The 21,147-nt window shown below is 69.1% G+C and carries 23 protein-coding genes and 1 riboswitch; of the genes, 16 read left to right on the forward strand and 7 right to left on the reverse strand.

Features of this window, described 5'->3' with window-relative positions; translation table 11 throughout:
• Window position 1: 1 nt before the first annotated feature.
• Genes galT through B9C99_RS18690 form a run of 3 tightly spaced genes read left to right on the forward strand, consistent with a single transcriptional unit; the run spans window position 2 to window position 2,981 of the window.
• The gene (gene galT / locus B9C99_RS18680) at window positions 2-1,117 is read left to right on the forward strand and encodes a galactose-1-phosphate uridylyltransferase (RefSeq protein WP_088898893.1); all 1,116 of its coding nucleotides are present in this window, start codon (window positions 2-4) and stop codon (window positions 1,115-1,117) included.
• Window positions 1,114-2,235, forward strand: a complete 1,122-nt coding sequence (galK, locus tag B9C99_RS18685; RefSeq protein ID WP_088898894.1) for a galactokinase — start codon at window positions 1,114-1,116, stop codon at window positions 2,233-2,235. Before galT ends, galK begins: the two co-directional genes overlap by 4 nt.
• A 23-nt stretch (window positions 2,236-2,258) precedes the next feature.
• The gene (locus tag B9C99_RS18690; protein WP_088898895.1) at window positions 2,259-2,981 is read left to right on the forward strand and encodes a lysoplasmalogenase family protein; all 723 of its coding nucleotides are present in this window, start codon (window positions 2,259-2,261) and stop codon (window positions 2,979-2,981) included.
• Here the strand turns inward: B9C99_RS18690 and B9C99_RS18695 are convergent.
• Complete coding sequence (locus B9C99_RS18695) at window positions 2,978-3,418, reverse strand: hypothetical protein (protein WP_016691493.1); 441 nt, start codon at window positions 3,416-3,418, stop codon at window positions 2,978-2,980. The genes B9C99_RS18690 and B9C99_RS18695 overlap by 4 nt on opposite strands.
• Before the next feature lie 67 nt (window positions 3,419-3,485).
• On the opposite strand from B9C99_RS18695, the gene B9C99_RS18700 reads away from it, so the two are divergent.
• The 4 genes from B9C99_RS18700 to B9C99_RS18715 all read left to right on the forward strand — a co-directional run bounded on the left by B9C99_RS18700 (window position 3,486) and on the right by B9C99_RS18715 (window position 6,845).
• Window positions 3,486-4,268, forward strand: coding sequence for an SDR family oxidoreductase (locus tag B9C99_RS18700; protein ID WP_088898896.1), 783 nt, complete (start codon window positions 3,486-3,488; stop codon window positions 4,266-4,268).
• A gap of 59 nt (window positions 4,269-4,327) precedes the next feature.
• Entirely contained in the window at window positions 4,328-4,936 is a 609-nt protein-coding gene (locus B9C99_RS18705) for a hypothetical protein (protein WP_088898897.1), read from the forward strand.
• A 2-nt stretch (window positions 4,937-4,938) separates the two neighbouring features.
• A complete protein-coding gene (locus B9C99_RS18710) occupies window positions 4,939-5,625 on the forward strand; it encodes an RNA methyltransferase (RefSeq protein ID WP_016691496.1) in 687 nt (228 codons plus the stop codon).
• A 77-nt stretch (window positions 5,626-5,702) separates the two neighbouring features.
• A complete protein-coding gene (locus B9C99_RS18715) occupies window positions 5,703-6,845 on the forward strand; it encodes a glycoside hydrolase family 76 protein (protein ID WP_037190006.1) in 1,143 nt (380 codons plus the stop codon).
• Window positions 6,846-6,942: 97 nt separating this feature from the next.
• Here the strand turns inward: B9C99_RS18715 and B9C99_RS18720 are convergent, their stop codons facing one another.
• Window positions 6,943-7,641: a VTT domain-containing protein gene (locus tag B9C99_RS18720; protein ID WP_088898908.1), complete on the reverse strand. Its 699-nt coding sequence runs from the start codon at window positions 7,639-7,641 to the stop codon at window positions 6,943-6,945.
• A 212-nt stretch (window positions 7,642-7,853) separates the two neighbouring features.
• On the opposite strand from B9C99_RS18720, the gene fbaA reads away from it, so the two are divergent.
• Window positions 7,854-8,888: a class II fructose-bisphosphate aldolase gene (gene fbaA, locus B9C99_RS18725; protein WP_016691499.1), complete on the forward strand. Its 1,035-nt coding sequence runs from the start codon at window positions 7,854-7,856 to the stop codon at window positions 8,886-8,888.
• A 131-nt stretch (window positions 8,889-9,019) separates the two neighbouring features.
• Here fbaA and B9C99_RS18730 read toward each other — a convergent pair whose 3' ends face one another.
• The gene (locus B9C99_RS18730) at window positions 9,020-10,027 is read right to left on the reverse strand and encodes a hypothetical protein (RefSeq protein WP_088898898.1); all 1,008 of its coding nucleotides are present in this window, start codon (window positions 10,025-10,027) and stop codon (window positions 9,020-9,022) included.
• Between the two features lie 79 nt (window positions 10,028-10,106).
• Between B9C99_RS18730 and B9C99_RS18735 the strand changes: the two genes are divergently transcribed.
• The 3 genes from B9C99_RS18735 (at window position 10,107) to B9C99_RS18745 (ending at window position 12,715) form a co-directional block, all read left to right on the forward strand.
• Entirely contained in the window at window positions 10,107-10,523 is a 417-nt protein-coding gene (locus B9C99_RS18735; protein WP_006552986.1) for a DUF3151 domain-containing protein, read from the forward strand.
• A 12-nt stretch (window positions 10,524-10,535) separates the two neighbouring features.
• On the forward strand, window positions 10,536-11,699 hold the full coding sequence (locus B9C99_RS18740) for an aromatic acid exporter family protein (protein WP_016691501.1): 1,164 nt from the start codon (window positions 10,536-10,538) through the stop codon (window positions 11,697-11,699).
• A gap of 86 nt (window positions 11,700-11,785) precedes the next feature.
• On the forward strand, window positions 11,786-12,715 hold the full coding sequence (locus B9C99_RS18745; protein ID WP_016691502.1) for a cation diffusion facilitator family transporter: 930 nt from the start codon (window positions 11,786-11,788) through the stop codon (window positions 12,713-12,715).
• 1 nt (window position 12,716) lies between these two features.
• Here the strand turns inward: B9C99_RS18745 and B9C99_RS18750 are convergent, their stop codons facing one another.
• Window positions 12,717-13,265: a histidine phosphatase family protein gene (locus tag B9C99_RS18750; RefSeq protein ID WP_088898899.1), complete on the reverse strand. Its 549-nt coding sequence runs from the start codon at window positions 13,263-13,265 to the stop codon at window positions 12,717-12,719.
• Between the two features lie 80 nt (window positions 13,266-13,345).
• Window positions 13,346-13,415, forward strand: a riboswitch (cobalamin riboswitch).
• Between the two features lie 54 nt (window positions 13,416-13,469).
• Between B9C99_RS18750 and B9C99_RS18755 the strand changes: the two genes are divergently transcribed.
• The 4 genes from B9C99_RS18755 to B9C99_RS18770 are packed head-to-tail and all read left to right on the forward strand — an operon-like array spanning window position 13,470 to window position 16,753.
• Complete coding sequence (locus tag B9C99_RS18755) at window positions 13,470-13,664, forward strand: CbtB domain-containing protein (RefSeq protein ID WP_016691504.1); 195 nt, start codon at window positions 13,470-13,472, stop codon at window positions 13,662-13,664.
• Between the two features lie 14 nt (window positions 13,665-13,678).
• On the forward strand, window positions 13,679-14,443 hold the full coding sequence (locus B9C99_RS18760) for a CbtA family protein (protein WP_016691505.1): 765 nt from the start codon (window positions 13,679-13,681) through the stop codon (window positions 14,441-14,443).
• 4 nt (window positions 14,444-14,447) lie between these two features.
• On the forward strand, window positions 14,448-15,926 hold the full coding sequence (locus B9C99_RS18765; RefSeq protein ID WP_016691506.1) for a cobyric acid synthase: 1,479 nt from the start codon (window positions 14,448-14,450) through the stop codon (window positions 15,924-15,926).
• On the forward strand, window positions 15,923-16,753 hold the full coding sequence (locus B9C99_RS18770) for a cobalt-precorrin-6A reductase (protein ID WP_088898900.1): 831 nt from the start codon (window positions 15,923-15,925) through the stop codon (window positions 16,751-16,753). Before B9C99_RS18765 ends, B9C99_RS18770 begins: the two co-directional genes overlap by 4 nt.
• On the opposite strand, the gene B9C99_RS18775 is transcribed toward B9C99_RS18770, so the two are convergent.
• A complete protein-coding gene (locus B9C99_RS18775; protein WP_088898901.1) occupies window positions 16,656-17,204 on the reverse strand; it encodes a hypothetical protein in 549 nt (182 codons plus the stop codon). The genes B9C99_RS18770 and B9C99_RS18775 overlap by 98 nt on opposite strands.
• 122 nt (window positions 17,205-17,326) lie before the next feature.
• Window positions 17,327-17,848 carry a hypothetical protein gene (locus B9C99_RS18780; protein WP_016691509.1) on the reverse strand — a complete coding sequence of 174 codons (522 nt, stop codon included), beginning with the start codon at window positions 17,846-17,848 and terminating at the stop codon, window positions 17,327-17,329.
• A 112-nt stretch (window positions 17,849-17,960) separates the two neighbouring features.
• Here B9C99_RS18780 and B9C99_RS18785 point away from each other — a divergent pair, with 112 nt between their 5' ends.
• A complete protein-coding gene (locus tag B9C99_RS18785; RefSeq protein ID WP_088898902.1) occupies window positions 17,961-18,650 on the forward strand; it encodes a haloacid dehalogenase type II in 690 nt (229 codons plus the stop codon).
• Window positions 18,651-18,756: 106 nt separating this feature from the next.
• Here B9C99_RS18785 and B9C99_RS18790 read toward each other — a convergent pair whose 3' ends face one another.
• Window positions 18,757-20,841 (reverse strand): LuxR C-terminal-related transcriptional regulator, encoded by a 2,085-nt coding sequence (locus B9C99_RS18790; protein ID WP_088898903.1) that lies wholly within the window; start codon window positions 20,839-20,841, stop codon window positions 18,757-18,759.
• Window positions 20,842-21,147: the final 306 nt, after the last annotated feature.

Raw genomic sequence — 21,147 nt, forward strand, 5'->3', positions numbered from 1 at the left:
CGTGGGGGCGCGGGTCCGGCAGACCGTCACGCATCTCGCGGACGGCCGGGAACTGATCTACTTCGACGACACCGAGCCGTTCGTCTCCGGTGCCGCGACCCGCGACCTCCACGACCGCCGCGACCTGCCGCCGGTCGCGGCGACCTCCGAGATGCGCCGCGACCCGCTGACGGGGGAGTGGGTCACCTTCGCGGCCCACCGCATGGATCGCACCTTCCTGCCGTCGGCCGTCGACTGCCCGCTGTGTCCGAGCAGGGCCGACGCGTGCACCGAGATCCCGGCCGACGACTACGACGTCGTCGTGTTCGAGAACCGTTTCCCGTCGCTCGGGGCGCCCTCGGCCGGTGAGGATCTCGTCGACGACGAGGGTCTGTGGCCACGACGACCGGCGACCGGCCGCTGCGAGGTCGTCGCGTTCACCCCCGACCACGACGCCCGGTTCGCCGACCTCTCCATGCCGCGGGCGCGTACCGTCATCGATGCGCTCGCCGCCCGCACCGCCGCGCTGTCGCAGCTGCCGGATGTCGAGCAGGTCTTCTGTTTCGAGAACCGGGGTGTGGAAATCGGTGTGACACTGCAGCATCCGCACGGACAGATCTACGCCTATCCGTTCGTCCCGGCGCGCTCGCAGGCCCTGCTCGACCGCGCCCGCGAGCATCGCGGGCGGACCGGCAGGTCGTTGCAGGGCGATATTCTCGACGCCGAACGACGCGCGGGCACCCGGCTCGTGGTCTCCGGCGACGCGTGGTCGGCCTATGTTCCCGCCGCGGCGCGCTGGCCCGTCGAGGTGCACCTCGTCCCGCACCGCGACGTCCCGGATCTCGCCGCCCTCGACGAACACGAACGCGACGAACTCGCCGCCGTCCAGCGCGACCTGCTCGGCCGCGTCGACCGGTTCTTCCCCGGTGTCGACCGCGCCCCCTACATCGCCGCCTGGCACCAGGCACCGGTCGGTGCACCTCGCGGGGACGTGCGGCTGTTCTGCCAGATCTTTTCGTTGCGGCGGGCCCCGGACAAGCTGAAATATCTCGCCGGATCCGAATCCGCGATGGGCGCGTGGATCAGCGACACCACCCCCGAACGGATCGCCGAACGCCTTCGCGAGGTGGCGCCATGACACTCGCAGCGACCGCCCGCGCACTGTTCGCGGCCGAGTTCGGCACCGAACCCGAGGGCTGCTGGTGCGCTCCCGGGCGCGTCAATCTCATCGGTGAGCACGTCGACTACGCCGGGGGTCTGTGCCTGCCGATGGCGATCCCGCAGGTCACCGTCGTCGCGGTACGTCGCCGCTCCGATCATCTGCTGCGCGTGCGCAGTTCCGGTTTCGACGGCGTCGACCTCGATCTGCGCGACCGGCACGTCGACGGCTGGGCCGCCTACATCGCCGGCGTGATCTGGACGCTCGACCCGCCGGGATTCACCGGCGCGGACATCGCGGTCGCATCGGACGTGCCCGTGGGAGCGGGACTCTCGTCGTCCGCGGCGCTCGAGACGTCGGTCGCGGTGGCACTCGCCGACCTGTCCGGGTTGCCCCTCGACGACGACGGTCGTGACCGGCTCGCCGCGGCGTGCGTGCGCGCGGAGAACGACTACGCCGGTGCTCCCACGGGTGGGCTCGACCAGCGGATCGCCCTCCACGCCCGCCTCGGCCACGCGCTGCTCCTCGACTTCGCCGACGGCAGCAGCGAACACATCCCGTTCGACGCGGAAGCCCGTGGGCTGACCGTGCTGGTCGTCGACACCGGCACCGGACACGAGCTCGCCGACGGACAGTACGGGCAGCGCCGCCGTGAGGTCGAGGACGCCACCCGACTGCTCGGTGTGGAGAGCCTGCGCGACGCCTCGTCGGCGGACCCGATCGACGATCCCGTCCTGCGTCGCCGCGCCCGGCACGTGATCGACGAGATCGCCCGAGTTCAGGAGGCCGCGGAGTTGTTGCGGGCAGGGCGGATCCGGGATCTCGGACCCCTGCTCGATGCGTCGCACCGTTCGTTGCGCGACGACTTCGAGGTCAGCTGCCTCGAACTCGACACCGCCGTCGACGCGGCCGTCGCTGCCGGTGCACTCGGCGCCCGGATGGTGGGCGGCGGTTTCGGCGGGTCGGCGATCGCGCTGTGCGAGGACGACCGCGTCGACCCGGTGCGACAGGCCGTCGCCCACGCCGCTGCACGTCGCGATCTTCCGGCGCCGACCTTCCTGCGCGCCACGGCGTCCGGCGGTGCGCGCCGCTGCTGACCCCTCCCGGGTACTGTGCGCGCATGGGTTGGTTCAGTCGCACGAGGTGGGGTATCGAGCACGCGGTGTTCGCGGCGGTGTCGGCCGCCACCGTCGTCGGGGGAGTGTCGGGGAACGAGACGCTGCAGCGGGTCGCCAAACCGCTCATCGCACCGGCGCTCGCCGTGCGGGTGCTGCGCCGCTCCCGCGACACCGATCGCGCCGACACCGCCCTGCTGGTCGCGGGTCTCGCGGCCGCCACCCTCGGCGACATCGCCATGATCCGCTCCGACGAGGACCGTCGGATCCTGAGCGGTGCAGCCTGTTTCGGCGTCATGCAGACCGCCTACTCGAGCATCCTCGTCCGGCGTGGTGCGCGGGTGTCGAAGCCGGTCGCGGTGCAGCGTGCCGGGGCTCTGGCCGGTGCGGCCGGTCTGCTCGCCGCCCGCAACCGCTCGGTGGCCGCGCCGCTGACCGGATACGGCGCCCTGCTCGCCACCACCGCGACCCTCGCCGGAGACCCCGCACTCGCGCCCGGTGCGCGAGTGCGCGCGGGTCTGCCCGTGCCGGGTGCCGACCGGCGCAGTTGGCTCGGTCTCGGCGGCCTGATCTTCACGCTGTCCGACGGATCGATCGTGGTGCGCCGCACCCTGCTGAAGGACGAGAAGACGCGCGCGGCGGCGGAAGGATTCGTGCTGGCCACCTACGTCGTGGCCCAGCTGCTGCTCGTGGAAGGGCTTCTCGCTCTCACGAGCCGGGACCTCTAGGGGTAGAGGACGATCCGGTCGCGGTCGAGCGGATCCACCCAGATGCTCACGACCTCACCGGCCACGTAGCGGTGCAGGTCGCGGCGGTCGACCTCGTAGACGACCGTGCCGCGATAGGGTTCCGATCCGGGCACCGTGAGCTCGAGGTCGAGCCGCGTCAGTTGACCGGTCGAGGTCATGTCGAGCGGTGTCGCGGAACGGATGGTCGCCCATCCCTCGTAGCCCTCGCGTTCGATGCGGCGCATGACCTCCGAGCGGCGACCTGCGAGCGCCACCGACAGGCCGAGCACGGTGCCGTACAGGCTGACGAGGAAGACCACCTGGAAGCCCTCGGTGCCGGGTTCGGAGATCGGCAGGAACAGGTTCATCCACAACGCGAGAACGACGACATATCCCACGGTGACGAATGCGACGGTGGCGACGATACGACGATTCACAGCTCCTCCGATCCCAGCCTATCCCCGCTGTGCGCCGTCGGCTCCCGCCCGCGATTAGGGTGATCCCATGTCCGTTCCCAGCGTGGTGATCACCGGAGCCGCCGCCGGTATCGGCCGCTCCACAGCCCTGCTCTTCGCCCGTCACGGTTACCGCGTCGGTGCCTTCGACATCGACACCGACGGGCTCGCGAGCCTCGCCGAGGAGGCCGCCTCGATCACCGCGGGACGGATCGTCACCGGTGCCCTCGACGTCACCGACACCTCCGCGTGGACCCGCGCCCTCGAGGAGTTCTGCACCGACGGCCGGCTCGACGTCCTCGTCAACAACGCCGGGCTGCTGTCGTCCGGGCCGTTCGAGGACATCCCCGCGAGCCGGCACCGCCAGCTCGTCGACGTCAACGTCACCGGTGTCGTCCTCGGTTGCCACGCGGCCTTCCCGTATCTCCGCGACACCCCCGGCGCGCACATCGTGAACATGTGCTCGGCGTCGGCGCTCTACGGACAGCCCGAACTCGCCACCTACAGCGCCACCAAGTTCGCGGTGCGCGGCCTGACCGAAGCACTCGAACTCGAGTGGGCCCGCCACGACATCAAGGTGCAGGCACTGTGGCCGCTGTTCGTCGACACGAACATGGTCGACGGGATGGACATCGGCTCGCGACGCTCCCTGGGCGTGAACCTCGGCGCCGACGATGTCGCCCGCGCGGTGTTCGACGCGACCCGCCCCACGCGGCGCTCGGGACGCGTGCATCGGCCCGTGGGCCGGCAGGCGACCGTGCTCGCCACACTCGCCCAGGTGTCGCCCGGATGGATGAATCGCCTGGTCAACCGGCGCCTGACCGGCCACTGACACCGCTCGATAGAGTGACACCCGCACGTCGTCGGGAAGGGTGTTGCGTGAGAATTCGGATGTGGCCGGTCGCAGTCGTCGCGGGTGCGGCACTGTTCGTCGCAGGATGCGGAGGCTCCGCGGACGGGCCGGAGGCCGACTCCGGAGCGACGTCGACGACGACCTCGGCGGCTGCCCCGACGACCCCGTCCACGACGGTCGCTCCGAGCACCACCGAGGAGACGACCCCCTCGACGACCGAACCGGCTCCCGAGCCGGAGACCTCCACGGAGGAACCCGCTCCGCTCGCGCAGGTCGAGTACCAGCGCAACGAGTCGTACTACTTCAGCAGCCCCGACGGCACCTTCGAATGCGGCATCGTCCGGCTGCCCACCCGCACCGAGGCGGGCTGCGAGGGACCGACCGATCCGATCCCGCCGCGCCCCGAGGACTGCATGGTCAACTGGGGACTCGGCATCCGCGTGCAGGACTCCGGTGAAGGGGAGTTCGTGTGCTCCGGCGGACCGGTCTACCTCTCACCCGACGGGGCGAGCCCCGCACTGCCGCCGGGATCGCCGCTGTCGCAGCTCGGCTACACCTGCGCCACCACCGCAGCCGACGTGACCTGCACCAACGACGCCACCGGTCACGGTTTCCGCGTCGCCGCAGGTTCGAACGAGACGTTCTGACGGTGACCGACACGCATTCCGAACCGGCCGTCGAGGACGTGGCAGGCCCCACCGAGTGGGGTGAACACCCGCACGGCGTCGGACCGTGGATCGAGGAGTTCGGCACCGAGCCGCCGACCGATCCGCGCTACGATCCCGAACTGCTCGCCCACGGCGACCGACGCAACGTCGTCGACGCCTACCGCTACTGGACCCGTGAGGCGATCGTCGCGGACATCGACCGTCGCCGGCACCCGCTGCACGTCGCCATCGAGAACTTCGCGCACGACGCGAACATCGGAACGGTCGTCCGCACCGCCAACGCGTTCGCCGTGGGCACCGTGCACATCGTCGGACGACGCCGATGGAACCGGCGCGGAGCGATGGTCACCGACCGCTACCAGCATCTGCTCCACCACCCCGACGTCGATGCGCTCGTCGCATGGGCGGCCGAGCAGGACCTCGAGATCGTCGCGGTGGACAACACCCCCGGCTCGGTCCGGTTGGAGACGGCGACCCTGCCGCGCCGCTGCCTGCTGCTGTTCGGGCAGGAGGGACCCGGCGTCACCGAAGCGGCCCGCAACGTCGCGTCGATGACGGTCTCCATCGCCCAGTTCGGCTCCACGAGGTCCATCAACGCGGGTGTGGCCGCGGGGATCGCGATGCACGCGTGGATCCGGCAGCACGCCGATTTCTCGGACGCCTGGTAACACCTGCCCCGCATTCCGGGATGAAAGTCGCGCGGACCGTCGTCGGGACGGCCGCCGGTCGGGCAGTGTGGAGGGTGATGAACACCGCAGCAGGACAGCGTTCGGACGGAGTCGAAGCCGCCCGGTGGTCGCAGCGGGCCGACGCCGCAGAGGGTGCGATCGTGTCGCGGCACATCCGTCGTCTCTGGGCCCTGCCCGGCACCGCGCTCGGGGTGGTCGGATGGCCCGCCGTCCGACGCGAGCGACTGTTCCTCTCCTGGCATTACTGGTGGCAGGCGCACCTGATCGACACCGCCGTCGACGCCGCCGAGCGCGACGCCACCCCGCGCCGCCGGCGCCGTGTCGTGCGGCTCGCGCGCACCCACCGCATCCGCAACCTCACCGGCTGGACCAACAACTACTACGACGACATGGCGTGGCTCGGCCTGTCGCTGGAACGGGCCGAACGGCATCTCTACGTCGACCACCGCGGCGCGATCGCGACCCTCGTCGACGAACTCGTCGACGCCTGGCAACCCGAGCACGGCGGCGGCATCCCGTGGCGTCGACGGGACAACTTCTTCAACGCCCCCGCCAACGGTCCGGCGGCGCTGCTGCTCGCCCGCACCGGCAAGGTCTACCGCGCCGAGGAGATGGCCGACTGGATCCATGAGGTGCTGCTCGACCCCGAGACGGGTCTCGTCCTGGACGGCATCCGCGACGGTGTGCACGAACGCGCGATCTACAGCTACTGCCAGGGGGTGACGCTCGGCCTCGAGACCGAACTCGCCCTGCAGCTCGACGACCCGCGGCATCGTCGCAGGGTCCACGCGCTCGTCGCCGCGGTCGACGACCACCTCACCGAACGCAGCGTCGTCACCGGCGGGGGAGGCGGCGACGGGGGACTGTTCAACGGGATCCTGGCCCGCTATCTCGCGATGGTCGCCACGACACTGCCCGTCGTCGACGGCGACGACATCCGCGCCCGCAACGTCGCGGCACGGATCGTGCTGGCGTCGGCGGAGGCCGCCTGGGAGAACCGGCTGCAGGTCGAGGAGTTGCCCGTCTTCGGCCGTGATTGGTCGAAGCAGGCGCGGCTACCGGGCCTGGGCACCTCGATCGCCCGGTTCGCGGGCGGCACCGTCCGTGAGTCGGCCGTCGCCGAACGCGACATGTCGGTGCAGCTCGGCGGGTGGATGCTCATGGAGGCCGCCTACGCCGTCGCCGCCTCGCGGTCCTGAATCTGCAGCCGCCTCGCGGTCCTGAAACGGAAGAAGGTGGATCCCGGCCCGTTCGTTCGACGGGCGGAATCCACCTTCTGCGGTGTGAGGACCGTTCCTACTTGCTCTCGATGCGGTTGATCGGCATCGTCGCGGGCTCGGCCTCGGCGGCCGGCGCCTCACCGTTCTTGGCCGCACGACGCGAGCTGAGCACGCGCTTGCCGACCTCGGTGATGATCGGGATCACCGAGACGAACACGATGCCCAGGAAGATGATGTCGATGTTGTCGGCGATGAACGTGATCTGGCCCAGCAGATAGCCGAGCAGCGTCACACCCGCGCCCCACACGATGCCGCCGAGGACGTTGTAGACGATGAACACGCGGTAGGGCATCTTCGCGGCGCCCGCGACGAGCGGAGCGTAGGTGCGCACGATCGGCACGAAGCGTGCCAGGAAGATCATCGCGGGACCGTGGCGCAGGAAGAACTGGTGCGCCTCGTCGATGTAGGCCTGCTTGAAGAGCTTCGCATCGGGCTTGAACAGCCTGGTGCCGCCCCTCGCGCCGATGAGGTAACCGACCTGGTCGCCGAGGACGGCCGCGATCGGGATCGTCACCATCAGCACCCACAGCGGGGCGAACGGCTCGACCTCCGCCGACTTGGCCGCCGCGATCAGACCCGCGGTGAACAGCAGCGAGTCGCCCGGGAGCAGCGGGAACAGCAGTCCGGACTCGATGAAGACCACGAGCAGCAGCCCGATGAGCATCCAGGTTCCGAACGAATTGAGCAGATTGACCGGATCCAGAAACCCCGGCATCAGGGCCAGATTGGTCACGGACTCCGAGGCTTCGAACACAGTCACGCGGTCCAGGGTACCGGCGGGGTCCACCTGTCCCCGAATCCCGGCATCGGGCGCGGGACGGCCCGAGTATCGAGGAGGCGTGTCACTTGACATACTGCAGGGACAACCCGGGCACCCACCACACCCCGGTGGGATGCCGATCGACTCTCATCTGGAGGACAGCCGCTGTGCCTATCGCGACTCCCGAGGTCTACGCCGAGATGATCGCCCGCGCGAAGGAGCACTCCTTCGCGTTCCCGGCCATCAACTGCACGTCGTCCGAAACGATCAACGCCGCCATCAAGGGCTTTGCGGACGCCGGCAGCGACGGCATCATCCAGTTCTCGACCGGTGGCGCCGAGTTCGGCTCGGGCCTGGGCGTGAAGGACATGGTCACCGGTGCCGTCGCACTCGCCGAGTTCGCTCACGTCGTCGCCGAGAAGTACGACGTGACGATCGCCCTGCACACCGACCACTGCCCGAAGGACAAGCTCGACGGCTTCGTCCGTCCGCTCATCGCGATCTCGCAGGAGCGCGTGAACAACGGACAGAACCCGCTGTTCCAGTCGCACATGTGGGACGGCTCGGCCATCCCGATCGACGAGAACCTCGAGATCGCGCAGGAGCTCCTCGCTGCCGCCAAGGCCGCGAAGATCATCCTCGAGATCGAGATCGGCGTCGTCGGCGGTGAAGAGGACGGCGTCGAGAACGCCATCAACGACAAGCTCTACACCACGGTCGAGGACTTCGAGAAGACCGTCGACGCGCTCGGCGCCGACAAGGGCCAGTACCTGCTCGCCGCGACCTTCGGCAACGTCCACGGCGTCTACAAGCCGGGCAACGTCAAGCTCAAGCCGTCCGTCCTCGCCGAGGGTCAGGCCGCCGCGTCGAAGAAGCTGGGTCTGCCCGAGGGTTCGAAGCCGTTCGACCTCGTCTTCCACGGCGGCTCGGGCTCGCTGAAGTCGGAGATCGACGAGGCGCTGAGCTACGGCGTCGTGAAGATGAACGTCGACACCGACACGCAGTACGCGTTCACCCGCCCGATCGCGGCACACATGTTCAGCAACTACGACGGTGTGCTCAAGATCGACGGCGAGGTCGGCAACAAGAAGACCTACGACCCGCGCAGCTACCTCAAGAAGGCCGAGGCGTCCATGACGCAGCGTGTCATCGAGGCCTGCAACGACCTCAAGTCGGCGGGACGCTCGGTCTCGGCCAAGTAATACCTACCGATACCCGAAGGGCGCCGACGTTCTCGTCGGCGCCCTTCGTCGTCCCTGCGGTGTGCAGAAATCGTCGCGACACGCCGAAGGCGAACGACGATTTCTGCACACTCGTGGTTGCTGTCGTCCCGTTATTCGCTGCAGACCTTCCACTGCTCACCGTCGAGCGTGAGGTCGAAGGTGCGGTCGGTGACATCGGCGGGATTGTTCACCGTGTGCGCGGTGACCTGCGCGATGGCGGTGCCGTCGGTGATCTGGATGCGGTCGACGCTCGTGATCACCGGGATCTCGCCCTGCTCGACGGCGAGCCGGTGGATGTCGCGGAAGTTCTCCGGATCGACCGTCTCGTAGAAGTCGGAGAGCGCTCCGCAGGTCGACTCCTGCAAGGTCGCGAGGTCGCCCGATTCGAGTGCTCCGACGAAGGTGTCGATGCTCGAGCGGATCCGGCTCTCGGGGGAGTTGTCGGCGCGGTCCTTCATAAACACGAACACCCCGGCCGCGACGATCGCGACGACCACCAGCACGGCTGCTGCTCCGGCGGCCATCAGCCAGCGTCCGCGGCTCTTGTCGCGGGCCGGCGGGATGCGCGTGGGCGTGGGCTGGACGGCGACGCGGGCAGGCTCGGGCTGCACCGGCGGTTCCTCACCGCGCGGCACGATGCGTTGCGGCGGCGCCTTGGGCACGTGGCTGCGGACCGGGATCTGCACGGTGGGCGCGTCGGCGGCGGAGGTGGCCTCGGGCTCGGGTGTGGGCGTGGGTTCCGGTTCGGTGGCCGGACGGGACTCGGTGGTCTCCGGTTCGACGACGGGAAGCGCCACGGTCTCGTCCGTGGTGATGCTCTCGTCCGTAGCCTGCTTGGGCTCGTCGGCCTGCTCTGCTTTGTCGCTGCTCGCGTCGGCATCAGCGGACGCCGCCTCGGTGGTCGGCTTCTCCGGTTCCTCGGAGACCTGCTCCGCCGGCTCGTCGGCCTCCTCGGCTTTCTCGGACGCTGCTTCCTCGGGCGCCGCATTCTCGGCCGCTGCTTCCTCGGCCGTCGCCGGTTCGACGGCGGGTTCGTTCTCCGTGCCCTCGGCCGGTGTTTCGACAGGAGGGGTCGTCGAAGTCTGCTCGGGTGACTCTTCGTTCTTCGGGTCCGACAACGTGCTGCACCTCGCTCGACGGCCTGCGGTTACCCGGGGACTCTATCGAGCCTTCACGACGGAAGGGCAGAATGACCCCATGACGTCTTTCGGTGATCTTCTCGGACCGCAGCCCACCCTTCTCCCCGGCGACGACGACGCGGAGTCGGCCCTGCTGAACAACGAGGACCCGGCGAAGGTCGCAGCCGACCATCCCACCGCCTCGATCGCATGGGCGTACCTCGCCGAGGCCGCACTCGACAGTGGCGAGACGATCCAGGCCTACGCCTACGCACGCACCGGATACCACCGCGGCCTCGACCAGCTGCGCCGCAACGGCTGGAAGGGTTTCGGTCCCGTGCCCTACAGCCACGAACCCAACCGCGGCTTCCTGCGCTGCGTCGCCGTGCTCGCCCGGGCCGCCCGGACCATCGGTGAGTCGGACGAGCACGCCCGCTGCCTGGACCTGCTCGAGGACTGCGACCCGCGGGCAGCGGAAGAACTCGGCGTCGAATAGCCGCCGCCGTACATGTCTGTATCGAACAGACTGTCCGCGGCGACCCGGCGTCGACCCACCCGTCAGGGAGCTCGTAAACGCCTGACCGACTCGTTCGAACGGCTGCGCTCATCGGCGCTGCCGATCGTGCAGTGCGCGCTGGCGGCGGGTCTGGCGTGGTGGGTCGCGAAGGATCTGGTCGGGCACCAACAGCCCTTCTTCGCGCCCATCGCGGCAGTCGTCTCCCTCGGGCTCGGCCTCGGCGCCCGGTTGCGGCGTTCCGTCGAACTCGTCTGCGGTGTGACCGTCGGGATCGGCGTGGGCGACCTGCTCGTCTCGCTGATCGGCAGCGGACCGTGGCAGATCGCGCTCGTCGTGACGATCGCGATGAGTACGGCGGTCGCGTTGAACAGCGGCCCGATCTTCGCGATGCAGGCCGGGAACTCCGCGGTGCTCGTGGCGACGCTGCTGCCACCCGGTGGCACCGGTGGGCCCGACCGCATGGTCGACGCCCTGGTCGGTGGTCTCACGGGGATCGCGGTCGTCGCCATGATCCCCACCCATCCGGTGCGACGTGCCCGGCGCAACGCCGCCGAGATCCTCGCGACGGCGAGTGAGGTCCTGAGGAAGGTCGAGACCGGGCTCGTCGAGAACAACCCGAAACCGATCGAGGACGCCCTCAAGCAGGCGCGGGCCACCCAGCCCGCGATCGACTCGATGCGCACCCACCTCAAGGGCGGTCGGGAGATCAGCCGGATCTCGCCGCTCTACTGGAACAGCCGGGGCCGGCTGGCGGTACTGACCTCCGCGGCCGATCCCATCGACCACGCGATGCGCAACATCCGGGTGCTCGCGCGCCGGTCGCTGACCCTCGTCCGCGACGACGAGATCCTCGATCCGCGGCTCGTGCAGCGGTTCGTCGAGGTGGCCGATGCGGTGGACGTGCTCCGCGAGATGGTTCTCGCTGAGCCGGGGGAGCAGCCCGACCAGGCCGAGGCCGCGCGTGTGCTGCGCAGCATCGCCAAGAAGATGGATCCCGACCTCATCGCCGGGGCAGGGGTCTCGGCGACGGTGGTGTTCGCGCAGATGAGGTCGCTGATCGTCGACCTGCTGCAGACCGCCGGACTCAAGCGGATCACCGCGATCGCGACCCTTCCCCCCACCGTCGAACATCCGGCCTACGACCCGGACGAATAAGCGCTTCCGCCCCCGCCGGGCACGTAGCCGTTGAAACATATGCGCATTCGTGCATACGATGGCCCGAAGTTCGGAGAGGGAGTTCGATGGGTTCGGGTCACGGGCACTCACACGGCGTCGGCCACGGTCACGGTCAGGGCGCCGGTCCCACGCGCGCCGTCATCCGGCGCATGGCCTTCGCACTGGGCATCCTCGGAGCGTTCTTCGTACTCGAGGCGCTCGTCGGTCTCCTGATCGGCTCCCTCGCCCTGCTCGCCGACGCGGGCCACATGCTCACCGACGTCGTCGGGGTGTCCATGGGCATGGTCGCCCTCATCCTGGCCCGGCGCGGGAGCAGTGCGGCGTCGCGCACCTTCGGCTGGCACCGCGCCGAGGTCCTCACCGCGATGGTCAACGCGGTGCTGCTGCTCGGCGTCGCCGGCTGGGTCTTCTACGAGGCGATCGACCGCATCGGCGACGCCCCCGAACTCCCCGGCCTGCCCATGATCGTCACCGCCCTCGCGGGACTGGCCGCCAACATCGTCGTGATGCTCATGCTGCGGGCGGACGCGAAGGACAGCATCGCGGTGCGCGGCGCCTACATGGAGGTGCTCGCCGACGCCGTCGGATCCGTCGGCGTCCTCATCGCGGGCGCACTCGTCATGATCTTCGGCTGGAGCCTGGCCGACGTCGTCGTCGGTGTGCTCATCTCCCTGTGGGTCGTGCCGCGCGCCCTGCGACTGGCCGCCGAGTCGCTGCGCATCCTCACGCAGACCTCGCCCGCACATCTCGACGTCGACCTCCTGCGCACCGACCTGCTCGCGCTGCCCGGCGTGTGCGGCGTGCACGACCTGCACGTGTGGACGCTTACCACCGGCATGGACGTCGCGACCGTGCATCTCGTCAGCGACCACGACCCGCAGTGGATCCTCGACTCGGCGCGCACCGCGCTGTCGTCGCACGGGCTCGAGCACGCCACCGTCCAGGTGGAGTCGACGGTCGACGGCAAGCAGTGCGAGAAGGACGTCACCTGGTAGCTCATCGCGCGAATCGATTCGGACGCAACGTCCATCGGCCCGGCCCGCCGTAGAGCCGGACGACGTCGAGCGGTCCCACGTCGACCCTCCGGAACGACGACGCCGGAGCATCGAGAGCGCACACCGTTGCCGCTCGCACGACCGCGGGGTGCGTCACCACCCCGACACGTTCGTAGCCGTCGTCCTGCGTCGCCAGCCAGGTGCCGATCCGGTCGATGAGGTCCTCGACGGACTCGCCGCCGTGTGGTGCCGCCGCCGGCTCGGTCAGCCACATCGTCAGGTCGTTCTCGGGCAGCTCGTCCAACCCCACCCCGCACCATCTGCCGTAGTCGAGCTCGCGCAGCGCCGGGTCGATCTCGGCGAGGACGCCGAAGGCGTGGACCGTGTCGACCGCGCGTCGCTCCGGTGCACACACCCACCGGTCGACGACCGGCACCGCGGCGCGTCCGAGTTCGCGCCGGCCTCGTTCGGAGATCGGCTCGTCGCACGGAAACCGGGCCTGCTCCGTCGCGTGCGTGGAAGCATGTGCGACGAAGAACAATCGGGTCACGGCAGTTACGTCCTCTCCGCTTGACATCGCAGACCGCGCGGTGCGAAGGTGCGTCGGTAAAGATGTGCCGAGGTGTAGGCAATCCGGTGGGAAACCGGAGCGGTCGCGCCACTGTAACCGGAGACGTCGAAATCTCCGGAAGCCAGAAAACTCCCGCGGCACATGACGGAATCGAATGGGACGCGAAATCCCAGGAGGATTGTCATGGCTGTTGTCCACACCCCCGCCGAGTCGCTCGGCTCCGCCGCACTCGCAGTCGCTCTCGCCGCAGTGATCGTCGCGGCGTTTCTCGTTCTCTACCTGGTCGGATTCGATCAGGGCGCGATCTCGCGCACCGGCATGTTCATGCACGAGTTGATGCACGACGGCCGGCACCTCCTCGGTCTTCCGTGCCATTGAGAACGGGGACCACGATGCCCGGAACCTACCTCCACCTGCTGCTGCGGGGCCTGCTCGCCGGACTCGTCGCGGGTCTGCTCGCCGGGGGTGTCGCCTTCGTCGTCGGCGAACCCCACATCGAATCGGCGATCGCGCTCGAAGAAGCTGCCGGCGAAGCGCATTCGCACGACCACACTGCGACCACCGGGGAATCCCACGGTCACAGTCACGGCGACGACGCGCTCGTCGGCCGAACCGGTCAGAAGGCCGGACTGTTCCTCGCGACGACCCTCGCGGGTCTCGCGCTCGGCGCCCTCTACGCGTCGGTGCTGCACTTCGCGCGTCGCCTCACCGACATGCCGGGCTGGAAGCTGGGGTTGTTCGGGGCGGCCGGAGCGTGGCTCGCCGTCGAGGCCGTCCCGTTCGTGAAGTACCCGGCCAATCCGCCGGCCGTGGGTGATCCCGACACCATCGATCAACGCACCCTGCTGTGGCTCGCCTCGGTCGTTCTCGGACTCGTCGCGATCGCCGTGACCGTCGCGGTGGCGAAGGCCCTGGCTGCCCAGGATCTGCACACCGTCCGCATCGCCGGACCGACGGTCGCATTCCTCGTCGTGGTGGGTCTCGGATATCTCGCCTTGCCGAGCATCGACGAGGTCGGGGAGGGCTTCCCCGCGTCGTTGCTGTGGGAGTTCCGGGTCGCGTCGTTCACCGTGCAGCTCACCCTGTGGGCGGTGCTCGGTGTGGTCTTCGCGTACCTCACCGAACGCGCGTCCCGTCGCGTGACGATCCCGGCCTGACGACATGGGTTCGGGTCTGCTCGTCGCCGGAACGACCTCGGATGCAGGGAAATCCGTGGTCGTCACCGGGATCTGCCGATCCTTGTCGCGGCGCGGCCTGAAGGTCGCGCCGTTCAAGGCGCAGAACATGTCGAACAATTCGATGGTGACGAGTGAGGGCGCGGAGATCGGGCGCGCCCAGTGGATCCAGGCGGTGGCCGCACACGCGACCCCCGAGGCCGCGATGAACCCGGTGCTGCTCAAGCCGGGCAGCGACCGGCGCAGTCACGTCGTGGTTCTCGGGCAACCCGCCGGAGCCCTCGAGGCAGGTGAGTTCGCTGGTGGGAGACAGCACCTCGCCGACGCGGCGTTCGGCGCCTTCGAGGACCTCCGCCGCAGATTCGACGTGGTGGTGTGCGAAGGTGCCGGCAGTGCGGCCGAGATCAATCTGCGCGACCACGACTATGTGAACATGGGCCTGGCGCAACACGGTTCGATGCCGGCCGTCGTCGTCGGCGACATCGACCGCGGAGGTGTCTTCGCCTCGATGTACGGGACGCTGGCCCTGCTCGACGCGGCGGATCAGCAGTTGATCCGCGGCTTCGTGATCAACAAGTTCCGCGGCGACGTCTCGCTCCTGAAACCCGGACTCGACTCGCTCGAACGACTCACCGGCCGCCCGGTACTCGGCGTGCTGCCGTGGCAACGCGACCTGTGGCTCGACTCCGAGGATTCGCTCGCCCTCACCTCCCGCCCCGTGCACGACGGTGACGGCGCACTGAGCATCGCCGTCGTGATGCTGCCGCGCGTCAGCAATTTCACCGACGTCGACGCACTGTGCCTCGAACCGGACGTGCGGGTCCGTTTCGTCGACGACCCGCGGGCGCTCGCCGGTGCCGATGTGGTGATCGTGCCCGGAACACGCGCGACGCTCGCGGATCTCGCGTGGCTGCGCTCGCGAGGACTCGACACCGCGATCGTCGACCACGCCCGCCGAGGTGGACCGGTCCTCGGTATCTGCGGCGGCTTCCAGATGCTCGGCACGCGCATCGACGACCCGCACGGCGTCGAGGGTGTGCCCGGCGCGAGCACGCCGGGTCTCGGATTGCTCCCAGTTCGAACCGAATTCGGACACGAGAAGGTTCTCCGGCTACCCAGGGGGTCGGCGTTGGATGCGGCTGCCTCCGGATACGAGATCCACCACGGACGCGTCACCGTCGACGGCGGCACCGATTTCCTCGGCGGCACCCGCAAGGGATCGGTGTTCGGCACCATGTGGCACGGCGCCCTCGAAGGGGACGCCCTGCGACGGGCATGGCTGCGCGAGGTCGCTGCGGCGGTGGGTCGCGGGATCCGCACCGGACAAGTGAGTTTCCCGGCCGCACGCGAGGCCCGCATCGAGGCGCTCGCGGATCTCGTCGACGAACATCTCGACATGGACGCTCTGCTCGCCATGCTCTCCGACGGGCGAACCCTGCCCGTGCTGAGGGGAACCCTTCGGTGACGGTCCTGATCCTCGGTGGGACGGGGGAAGCCCGTTCCCTCGCCGCGGCATTGGGCGACACGGACATCGCGTTCGAATCCTCCCTGGCCGGCCGGGTCCGCAATCCACGCCTGCCCGTCGGCCCGGTGCGCATCGGAGGGTTCGGCGGCGCGGACGGTCTCGCCCGGTACCTGACCGAGCGCGGTATCCGAGCCGTCGTCGACGCGACCCATCCGTTCGCCGCGGGCATCAGCGCGAACGCCGCCGCGGCATGCGCTGCCGCGAACGTGCCGCTCGTGCGCCTGCAGCGACCCGGTTGGCACGACGACCACGGCCGGTGGACGTGGGTCGCCGACCACGACGGCGCCGCGTGCGCTGCCGCGACCGGCCGGAGGATCTTCCTCAGCACGGGACGGCAGACCCTCGACCGCTTCGTCGGGCCGCTCGCCGCGCACGATGTGCTCGTCCGCGTCGTCGACCCGCCGGTGATCGAAGTGCCACAGGGCTGGTCGGTGCTGTTGGGACGCGGCCCCTACACCGTGGGTGACGAACGGAAGCTGCTGCTCGACAACAGGATCGACACCCTCGTCACGAAGGACTCGGGTGGCTCGCTCACCCGCGGCAAACTCGATGCCGCCGACGAACTGGGCGTGCGCGTGATCGTCGTGCGTCGCCCGCCCGCACCCCGCGGTGTCGCCACGGTGGCGTCCGTGGCGGCAGCGCGGGAGTGGATCCTCCGGGTCGCGGAGGTCAGACCTGCGGACCTTCGGAACGCAGATCGTCGACCTTCTTCATCGCCTCGCGCAGTTCCCGGAGCCACTGCTCCGAGTGCTGTCCCACGAGCCTGACCGTCCACTTCAGTGCGTCGGAACGGGACCGCGCGACACCCGCGTCGACGAGGGTGTCGAGCACTTTCCGTTCGGGTTGGCGCAGTCGCGTCATGACCGGGACGGCGAGGTGGGTGAACAGGTCGGTCCGGTCGCCGACCTTCACACCCCAGGCCACCTTGCGGCCGTAGCGGGCCTCGGCCTCGTCGGCGATGCGCATCCGGTCGGCGCGCGTGGTCTCGCGGAATCGAGCGATGCGTCCGTCGATCTCGGTGTCGCTCGTGCCGTCGGGTACCCCGAGGGGGCCGACGACGAAGATTTCCTCTCTGTCGATCTCGATGTCGGGCGCTCCGGTGAACCAGTCGTCGGGGAGCCTGCCGGCGAACCACTCGGCGGCATCGCTCGCGTCGGGGACGTCGGCCTGCTGCCAACCGCCTGTTCGTCCGAATCCGTGGATGTGTGAATGTCGCATGATGTCCTCCCGGGGACGCGACCGGGGTGCGTGTTGCACCGATCAACCTGTGCGTGTTGCACTGATTACAGTGTTGCACTGCAAGCGTGACGCGCGCCACTGCCGATCGGTGAACGGTGCGGTCAGCGACCGTTCCGGGGAGTCAGAATCCCGGAGGTGACCGGAGGAGCGCTGCGCAGGGGAGCGGTGGAGAGCACGACGGGTAGCCACACCGCCGTGGACGCCATCACCGCGGCCCAGCACAGATACAGGCCGACGTGCGGTGCGTGAGAGGTGTGGGCGACCATCCCGGCCTGCGACCAGACGGCGAACAGTCCCACCATCGACGCCGCACCCGAACCGAGCATCGCGATCGTCGCGGCACCCCAGCGCCTGCGGAGCAACGCGACGAGCGGTACGAGGATGCCGAACACCACCACGAAGACATCGAAGACACGGAGGGGGAGCGTGGCGGCCTCGGAGTCCCAGCGCAGAAGGGTCGTCAGGGACGTCACCGAAGTGGCCTGGGGAAGCAGCAGACCCACGACCAGCAATGCGACGCACCCGGCCAGGATCCGGACCCGCGAGCGGCCGACGATCACCTCACCGGCGACGCGGTGTTCGATCCGATCGAGATCGTGACGGAATTCCGCCAGGTCGTCCATAGTGCACCCCCGGAGCGCGGCGACGCTTCGGTCCCAGTATGCGACGCGGGTCACATCGGCGTGCGGATTCTGCACTCCGTTTCAGGAAGGCGCAAGCGGGCATGCTCCAGGCGTGAGCCGATACGACGCGTACATCTTCGACGTGCAGGGCACGCTGATGGACTTCTACACCCCGGTCACCCGGGCGGTCGCCGAGGCACTGGGTACCTATGCCGATCCGGCGACCGTGGGCGACCTGGTGCGGGCCTGGAGGAGCGACTACTACGAGCGCATCCTCCGTCTCGATCAGTCGGTGGAGAAGTGGTATCGCGTGCAGGACTCCTACGTCGACGGACTCGGCGACGTGTGCGAGCAGTTCGGGATCGATCTTCCCGAGGACGTGCGCGTCGAGACGGCGCGGGCCTGGCAGCGCCTCGAGGCGTGGCCGGACGTGCGGCCCGGGCTGAAGGAACTCCGTTCGCAGGCGGTGGTGTCGACGCTGTCGAACACGGACATGGCCACGATGATCACGCTCTTCCGCGACCAACAGCTCGAAGCCGACGCCATCCTCACGGCCGAACTGTTCGGTGCCTTCAAGCCCGAGCGGTTCCTGTACGAACGCACCTGCCGCTATCTCGGGGTCGATCCGTCCCGGGCCGCGATGGTCGCGTCGCATCCCTACGATCTGCGGGCCGCACGCAAGGTCGGCCTGAACACCGTCTTCGTGTACCGGCCGCTCGAGAACGGCCGGGTCGAGGACGCGGTCGACGACACCGAGGGGGAGTTCGACCATCGCATCGAGGACCTGCGGGACATTCCGTGACAGGTTGTCGACCGTGGACACCGACGTGCTGTCGGAGCTGGTACGTATCGGCTACCACCACATGACCACGGTCGAACACACACTCTGAGACGGCCGGACCCGAGCGTCAGTCGAGCATGAGGTGCCGGGCGGCGATCACCGCGTCCTTCCCGGAGTTCACGCCGAGCTTCCGGTACAGCGACCGCAATTGCGTCTTCACCGTGTTCACGCTGACGAATTCGACCTTCGCGATGGTGCGTGCCGAGCGACCCGCGATCAATCCGTCGAGGACAGCGCGTTCGCGCGGCGTCAGTCGCACGACCGGTTTCGACTTCGGATAGGTGGCGGTGTCGAGTGCCGTCGGTTCCGCGGCGGTCGGCAGGTCGACTCCCAGCGAGCCGAGATGCCGGGCCATCAGCGGCGAGACCATGGTGAACGGTCGTAACAACCCCGTCTGCTGCGACAGCGCGATCGCCCGGTCGAGATGAGGGCGGGCCTCGGTGTCGCGTCCGAGCGCGCACGCGGCAGCGGCGCCGAGCACGGCCAGTTCCATCGCCTGGCGGGGCGTGCAGTTCGGATCGGTTCCGTAGTGGTGCACGAGCGCTTCGCTGCCGGCCGGATCGCCCGTCAGCAGACGCATGCGGGCATGGACGGGTGCGGTGAACAGGTGGGTGGAGTCGGCGACGAGATTCCGCGCCCGGTCGAAATCGCCGAGCGCCAGTTCGAGATCGGCGCGTATCGCGTTCACGAGTACCGCGTTGTACCCGGCGTGGAGTTCCGGGTGCTTCCGGATCTCGGCCTTGATGCGCCGCAGCCCGTCCATCGGAGTATGGGTGAGCAGCGCGAGCGAGCCCTGTGCGTAGAGGGTGAGTGCCCACAGCTCGTTCGGAGCCGTGGACGCTTCGATGTCGACGAGGATGTCGAGCGCGACGTCGGATTCGAGTCGGTCGATCGCGAGCAGTGCCGCCGCGATCTGCTCGGCTGTGTGCGCGAGTCGTGCGTTGTTGCGGTGGTGCCGCCGAGGCGACCGATCGGTGGAGAGCGCCGCGCGTGCCTCCGGCCCTTCTCCGCGCAGGGCATGCATGAGTCCGAGTACGGCAGCGGCGTCCTCGCCGACGGGGGTCCCGGCCCCGGCGGAACGGGCTCGGCGCAGCATGCCCATCGCCTCGTGCGGACGCACCGCGAAGAAGTAGGTCAGGCCGGCCTGGAAGCAGAAAGCGGCGTCGGAGACGACCGTCGTCTCGGGCGTCCCCGACGAGGACACCGCTCTCGACGCGAGGTCGTCGCAGATCGACGCCGCCTCGGCGAACCGTCCCTCCTTCCGCAGGGCGACGACCTGCCCGAGCAGCGCAGCGCTGTCCGAGCCGCGATCGACGGCCCCCGGCACCACGAGGTAGGTCCTCGTCGGTTCGGCCGGCAGGTCGGCCACGGCCCGTCGCAACAACGACCGGCGGACGGCGTCCGGGTACGCCCGGGCCGGGCTCCCGGGCACGGATTCGACCAGGCCGAGGGACTTGAGGGTGGTGACGAAGGTCGGGGCGTCCACACCCGACTCTGCGAGGGACGCGCAGGTCAGCGAGTCGGTCATCGCCGACATCAGAACCGGTCGCAGCAGGTGTGCGAGGAGCGGTTCGTTCTTGATCGTCCGTGCTGTCACCGAGTCGATCACCGCGTCCACGATGCGGTCGAGGTGCTCGAGCTCCGTCGCTCCGGGGATCGGTGCGGAGGACAGGGCTGTGGGGAGACGGCCGATCACGGCCGGTAGCCCTCCGGTGCGGTGAACGATCCGCTCCACGACCCACCGCTCCTGCGGAACACCGGCATCACGCAGATATGCGGTTGTTTCGTCGACGGTGAAGGCGAGGCCGGCGGAGGTGAGGATCCTCGTGTCGGAGGGCATGCCCGCACCGGCGGAACTCGTGGTGCGGGTCGCGACGACGATGCGCAGGGTCGGTTCGTCGGCGAGCAGGGTGCCGATGCCCTCGGCGACGTCCTCATCGAGTCGCGTGCCGTCGAGGACGAGGGTGACGGGTGTGTCCGCGGTCGAGAGGGCAGTTCGGAGGGCGGCGAATCCCCGGCTCGTGCGCGAGGCGTCGATGTCGATGCAACGGCGTACGGAATCGAATATCCGGGTCCAATAACGGTCGGCGGCAGAATCCGCAGTGGACGGACCGACGTACGCAATGACGCGACAAGGTTCGGGATCGGTCATGAGCCATGTCCGCAGAAGTGTCGTCTTCCCCGAGAAACGGTGGCCGCGAAGGATCACCAGACGTGGGGCATCGGACAATTCCGAGAACAGGCGACCGCGACAGTAAGGAAAAATCTCGACACCTCCACGTCGGCTTCCCCCTGCTCAACGGTTCCGTATTTCTTTTTCCGATCTACGAAGGGTAAGTCCCGGGGAGTGGTGGGAATCGGCTGAGCGCATCCGGCCAGGTCCGCGGCGTGTCGCTCCCTCGCCGAGGGTGGGCCATCGCGTAGTGATCAACGAGTTACCTCTCACAGTGACTCACAG

It is taken from the genome of Rhodococcus sp. BUPNP1 (assembly GCF_002215235.1).
Classification (GTDB): Bacteria; Actinomycetota; Actinomycetes; order Mycobacteriales; family Mycobacteriaceae; genus Rhodococcus.

Excerpts from the sequence above, each read along its gene's own strand:
- galK (WP_088898894.1), top strand. The coding sequence starts at position 1,114 with ATGACACTCGCAGCGACCGCCCGCGCACTGTTCGCGGCCGAGTTCGGC.
- B9C99_RS18690 (WP_088898895.1), top strand. The coding sequence starts at position 2,259 with ATGGGTTGGTTCAGTCGCACGAGGTGGGGTATCGAGCACGCGGTGTTC.
- B9C99_RS18700 (WP_088898896.1), top strand. The coding sequence starts at position 3,486 with ATGTCCGTTCCCAGCGTGGTGATCACCGGAGCCGCCGCCGGTATCGGC.
- B9C99_RS18705 (WP_088898897.1), top strand. The coding sequence starts at position 4,328 with ATGTGGCCGGTCGCAGTCGTCGCGGGTGCGGCACTGTTCGTCGCAGGA.
- B9C99_RS18715 (WP_037190006.1), top strand. The coding sequence starts at position 5,703 with ATGAACACCGCAGCAGGACAGCGTTCGGACGGAGTCGAAGCCGCCCGG.
- B9C99_RS18720 (WP_088898908.1), bottom strand. The coding sequence starts at position 7,641 with ATGCCGGGGTTTCTGGATCCGGTCAATCTGCTCAATTCGTTCGGAACC.
- B9C99_RS18735 (WP_006552986.1), top strand. The coding sequence starts at position 10,107 with ATGACGTCTTTCGGTGATCTTCTCGGACCGCAGCCCACCCTTCTCCCC.
- B9C99_RS18740 (WP_016691501.1), top strand. The coding sequence starts at position 10,536 with ATGTCTGTATCGAACAGACTGTCCGCGGCGACCCGGCGTCGACCCACC.
- B9C99_RS18745 (WP_016691502.1), top strand. The coding sequence starts at position 11,786 with ATGGGTTCGGGTCACGGGCACTCACACGGCGTCGGCCACGGTCACGGT.
- B9C99_RS18755 (WP_016691504.1), top strand. The coding sequence starts at position 13,470 with ATGGCTGTTGTCCACACCCCCGCCGAGTCGCTCGGCTCCGCCGCACTC.
- B9C99_RS18760 (WP_016691505.1), top strand. The coding sequence starts at position 13,679 with ATGCCCGGAACCTACCTCCACCTGCTGCTGCGGGGCCTGCTCGCCGGA.
- B9C99_RS18765 (WP_016691506.1), top strand. The coding sequence starts at position 14,448 with ATGGGTTCGGGTCTGCTCGTCGCCGGAACGACCTCGGATGCAGGGAAA.
- B9C99_RS18775 (WP_088898901.1), bottom strand. The coding sequence starts at position 17,204 with ATGCGACATTCACACATCCACGGATTCGGACGAACAGGCGGTTGGCAG.
- B9C99_RS18780 (WP_016691509.1), bottom strand. The coding sequence starts at position 17,848 with ATGGACGACCTGGCGGAATTCCGTCACGATCTCGATCGGATCGAACAC.
- B9C99_RS18790 (WP_088898903.1), bottom strand. The coding sequence starts at position 20,841 with ATGACCGATCCCGAACCTTGTCGCGTCATTGCGTACGTCGGTCCGTCC.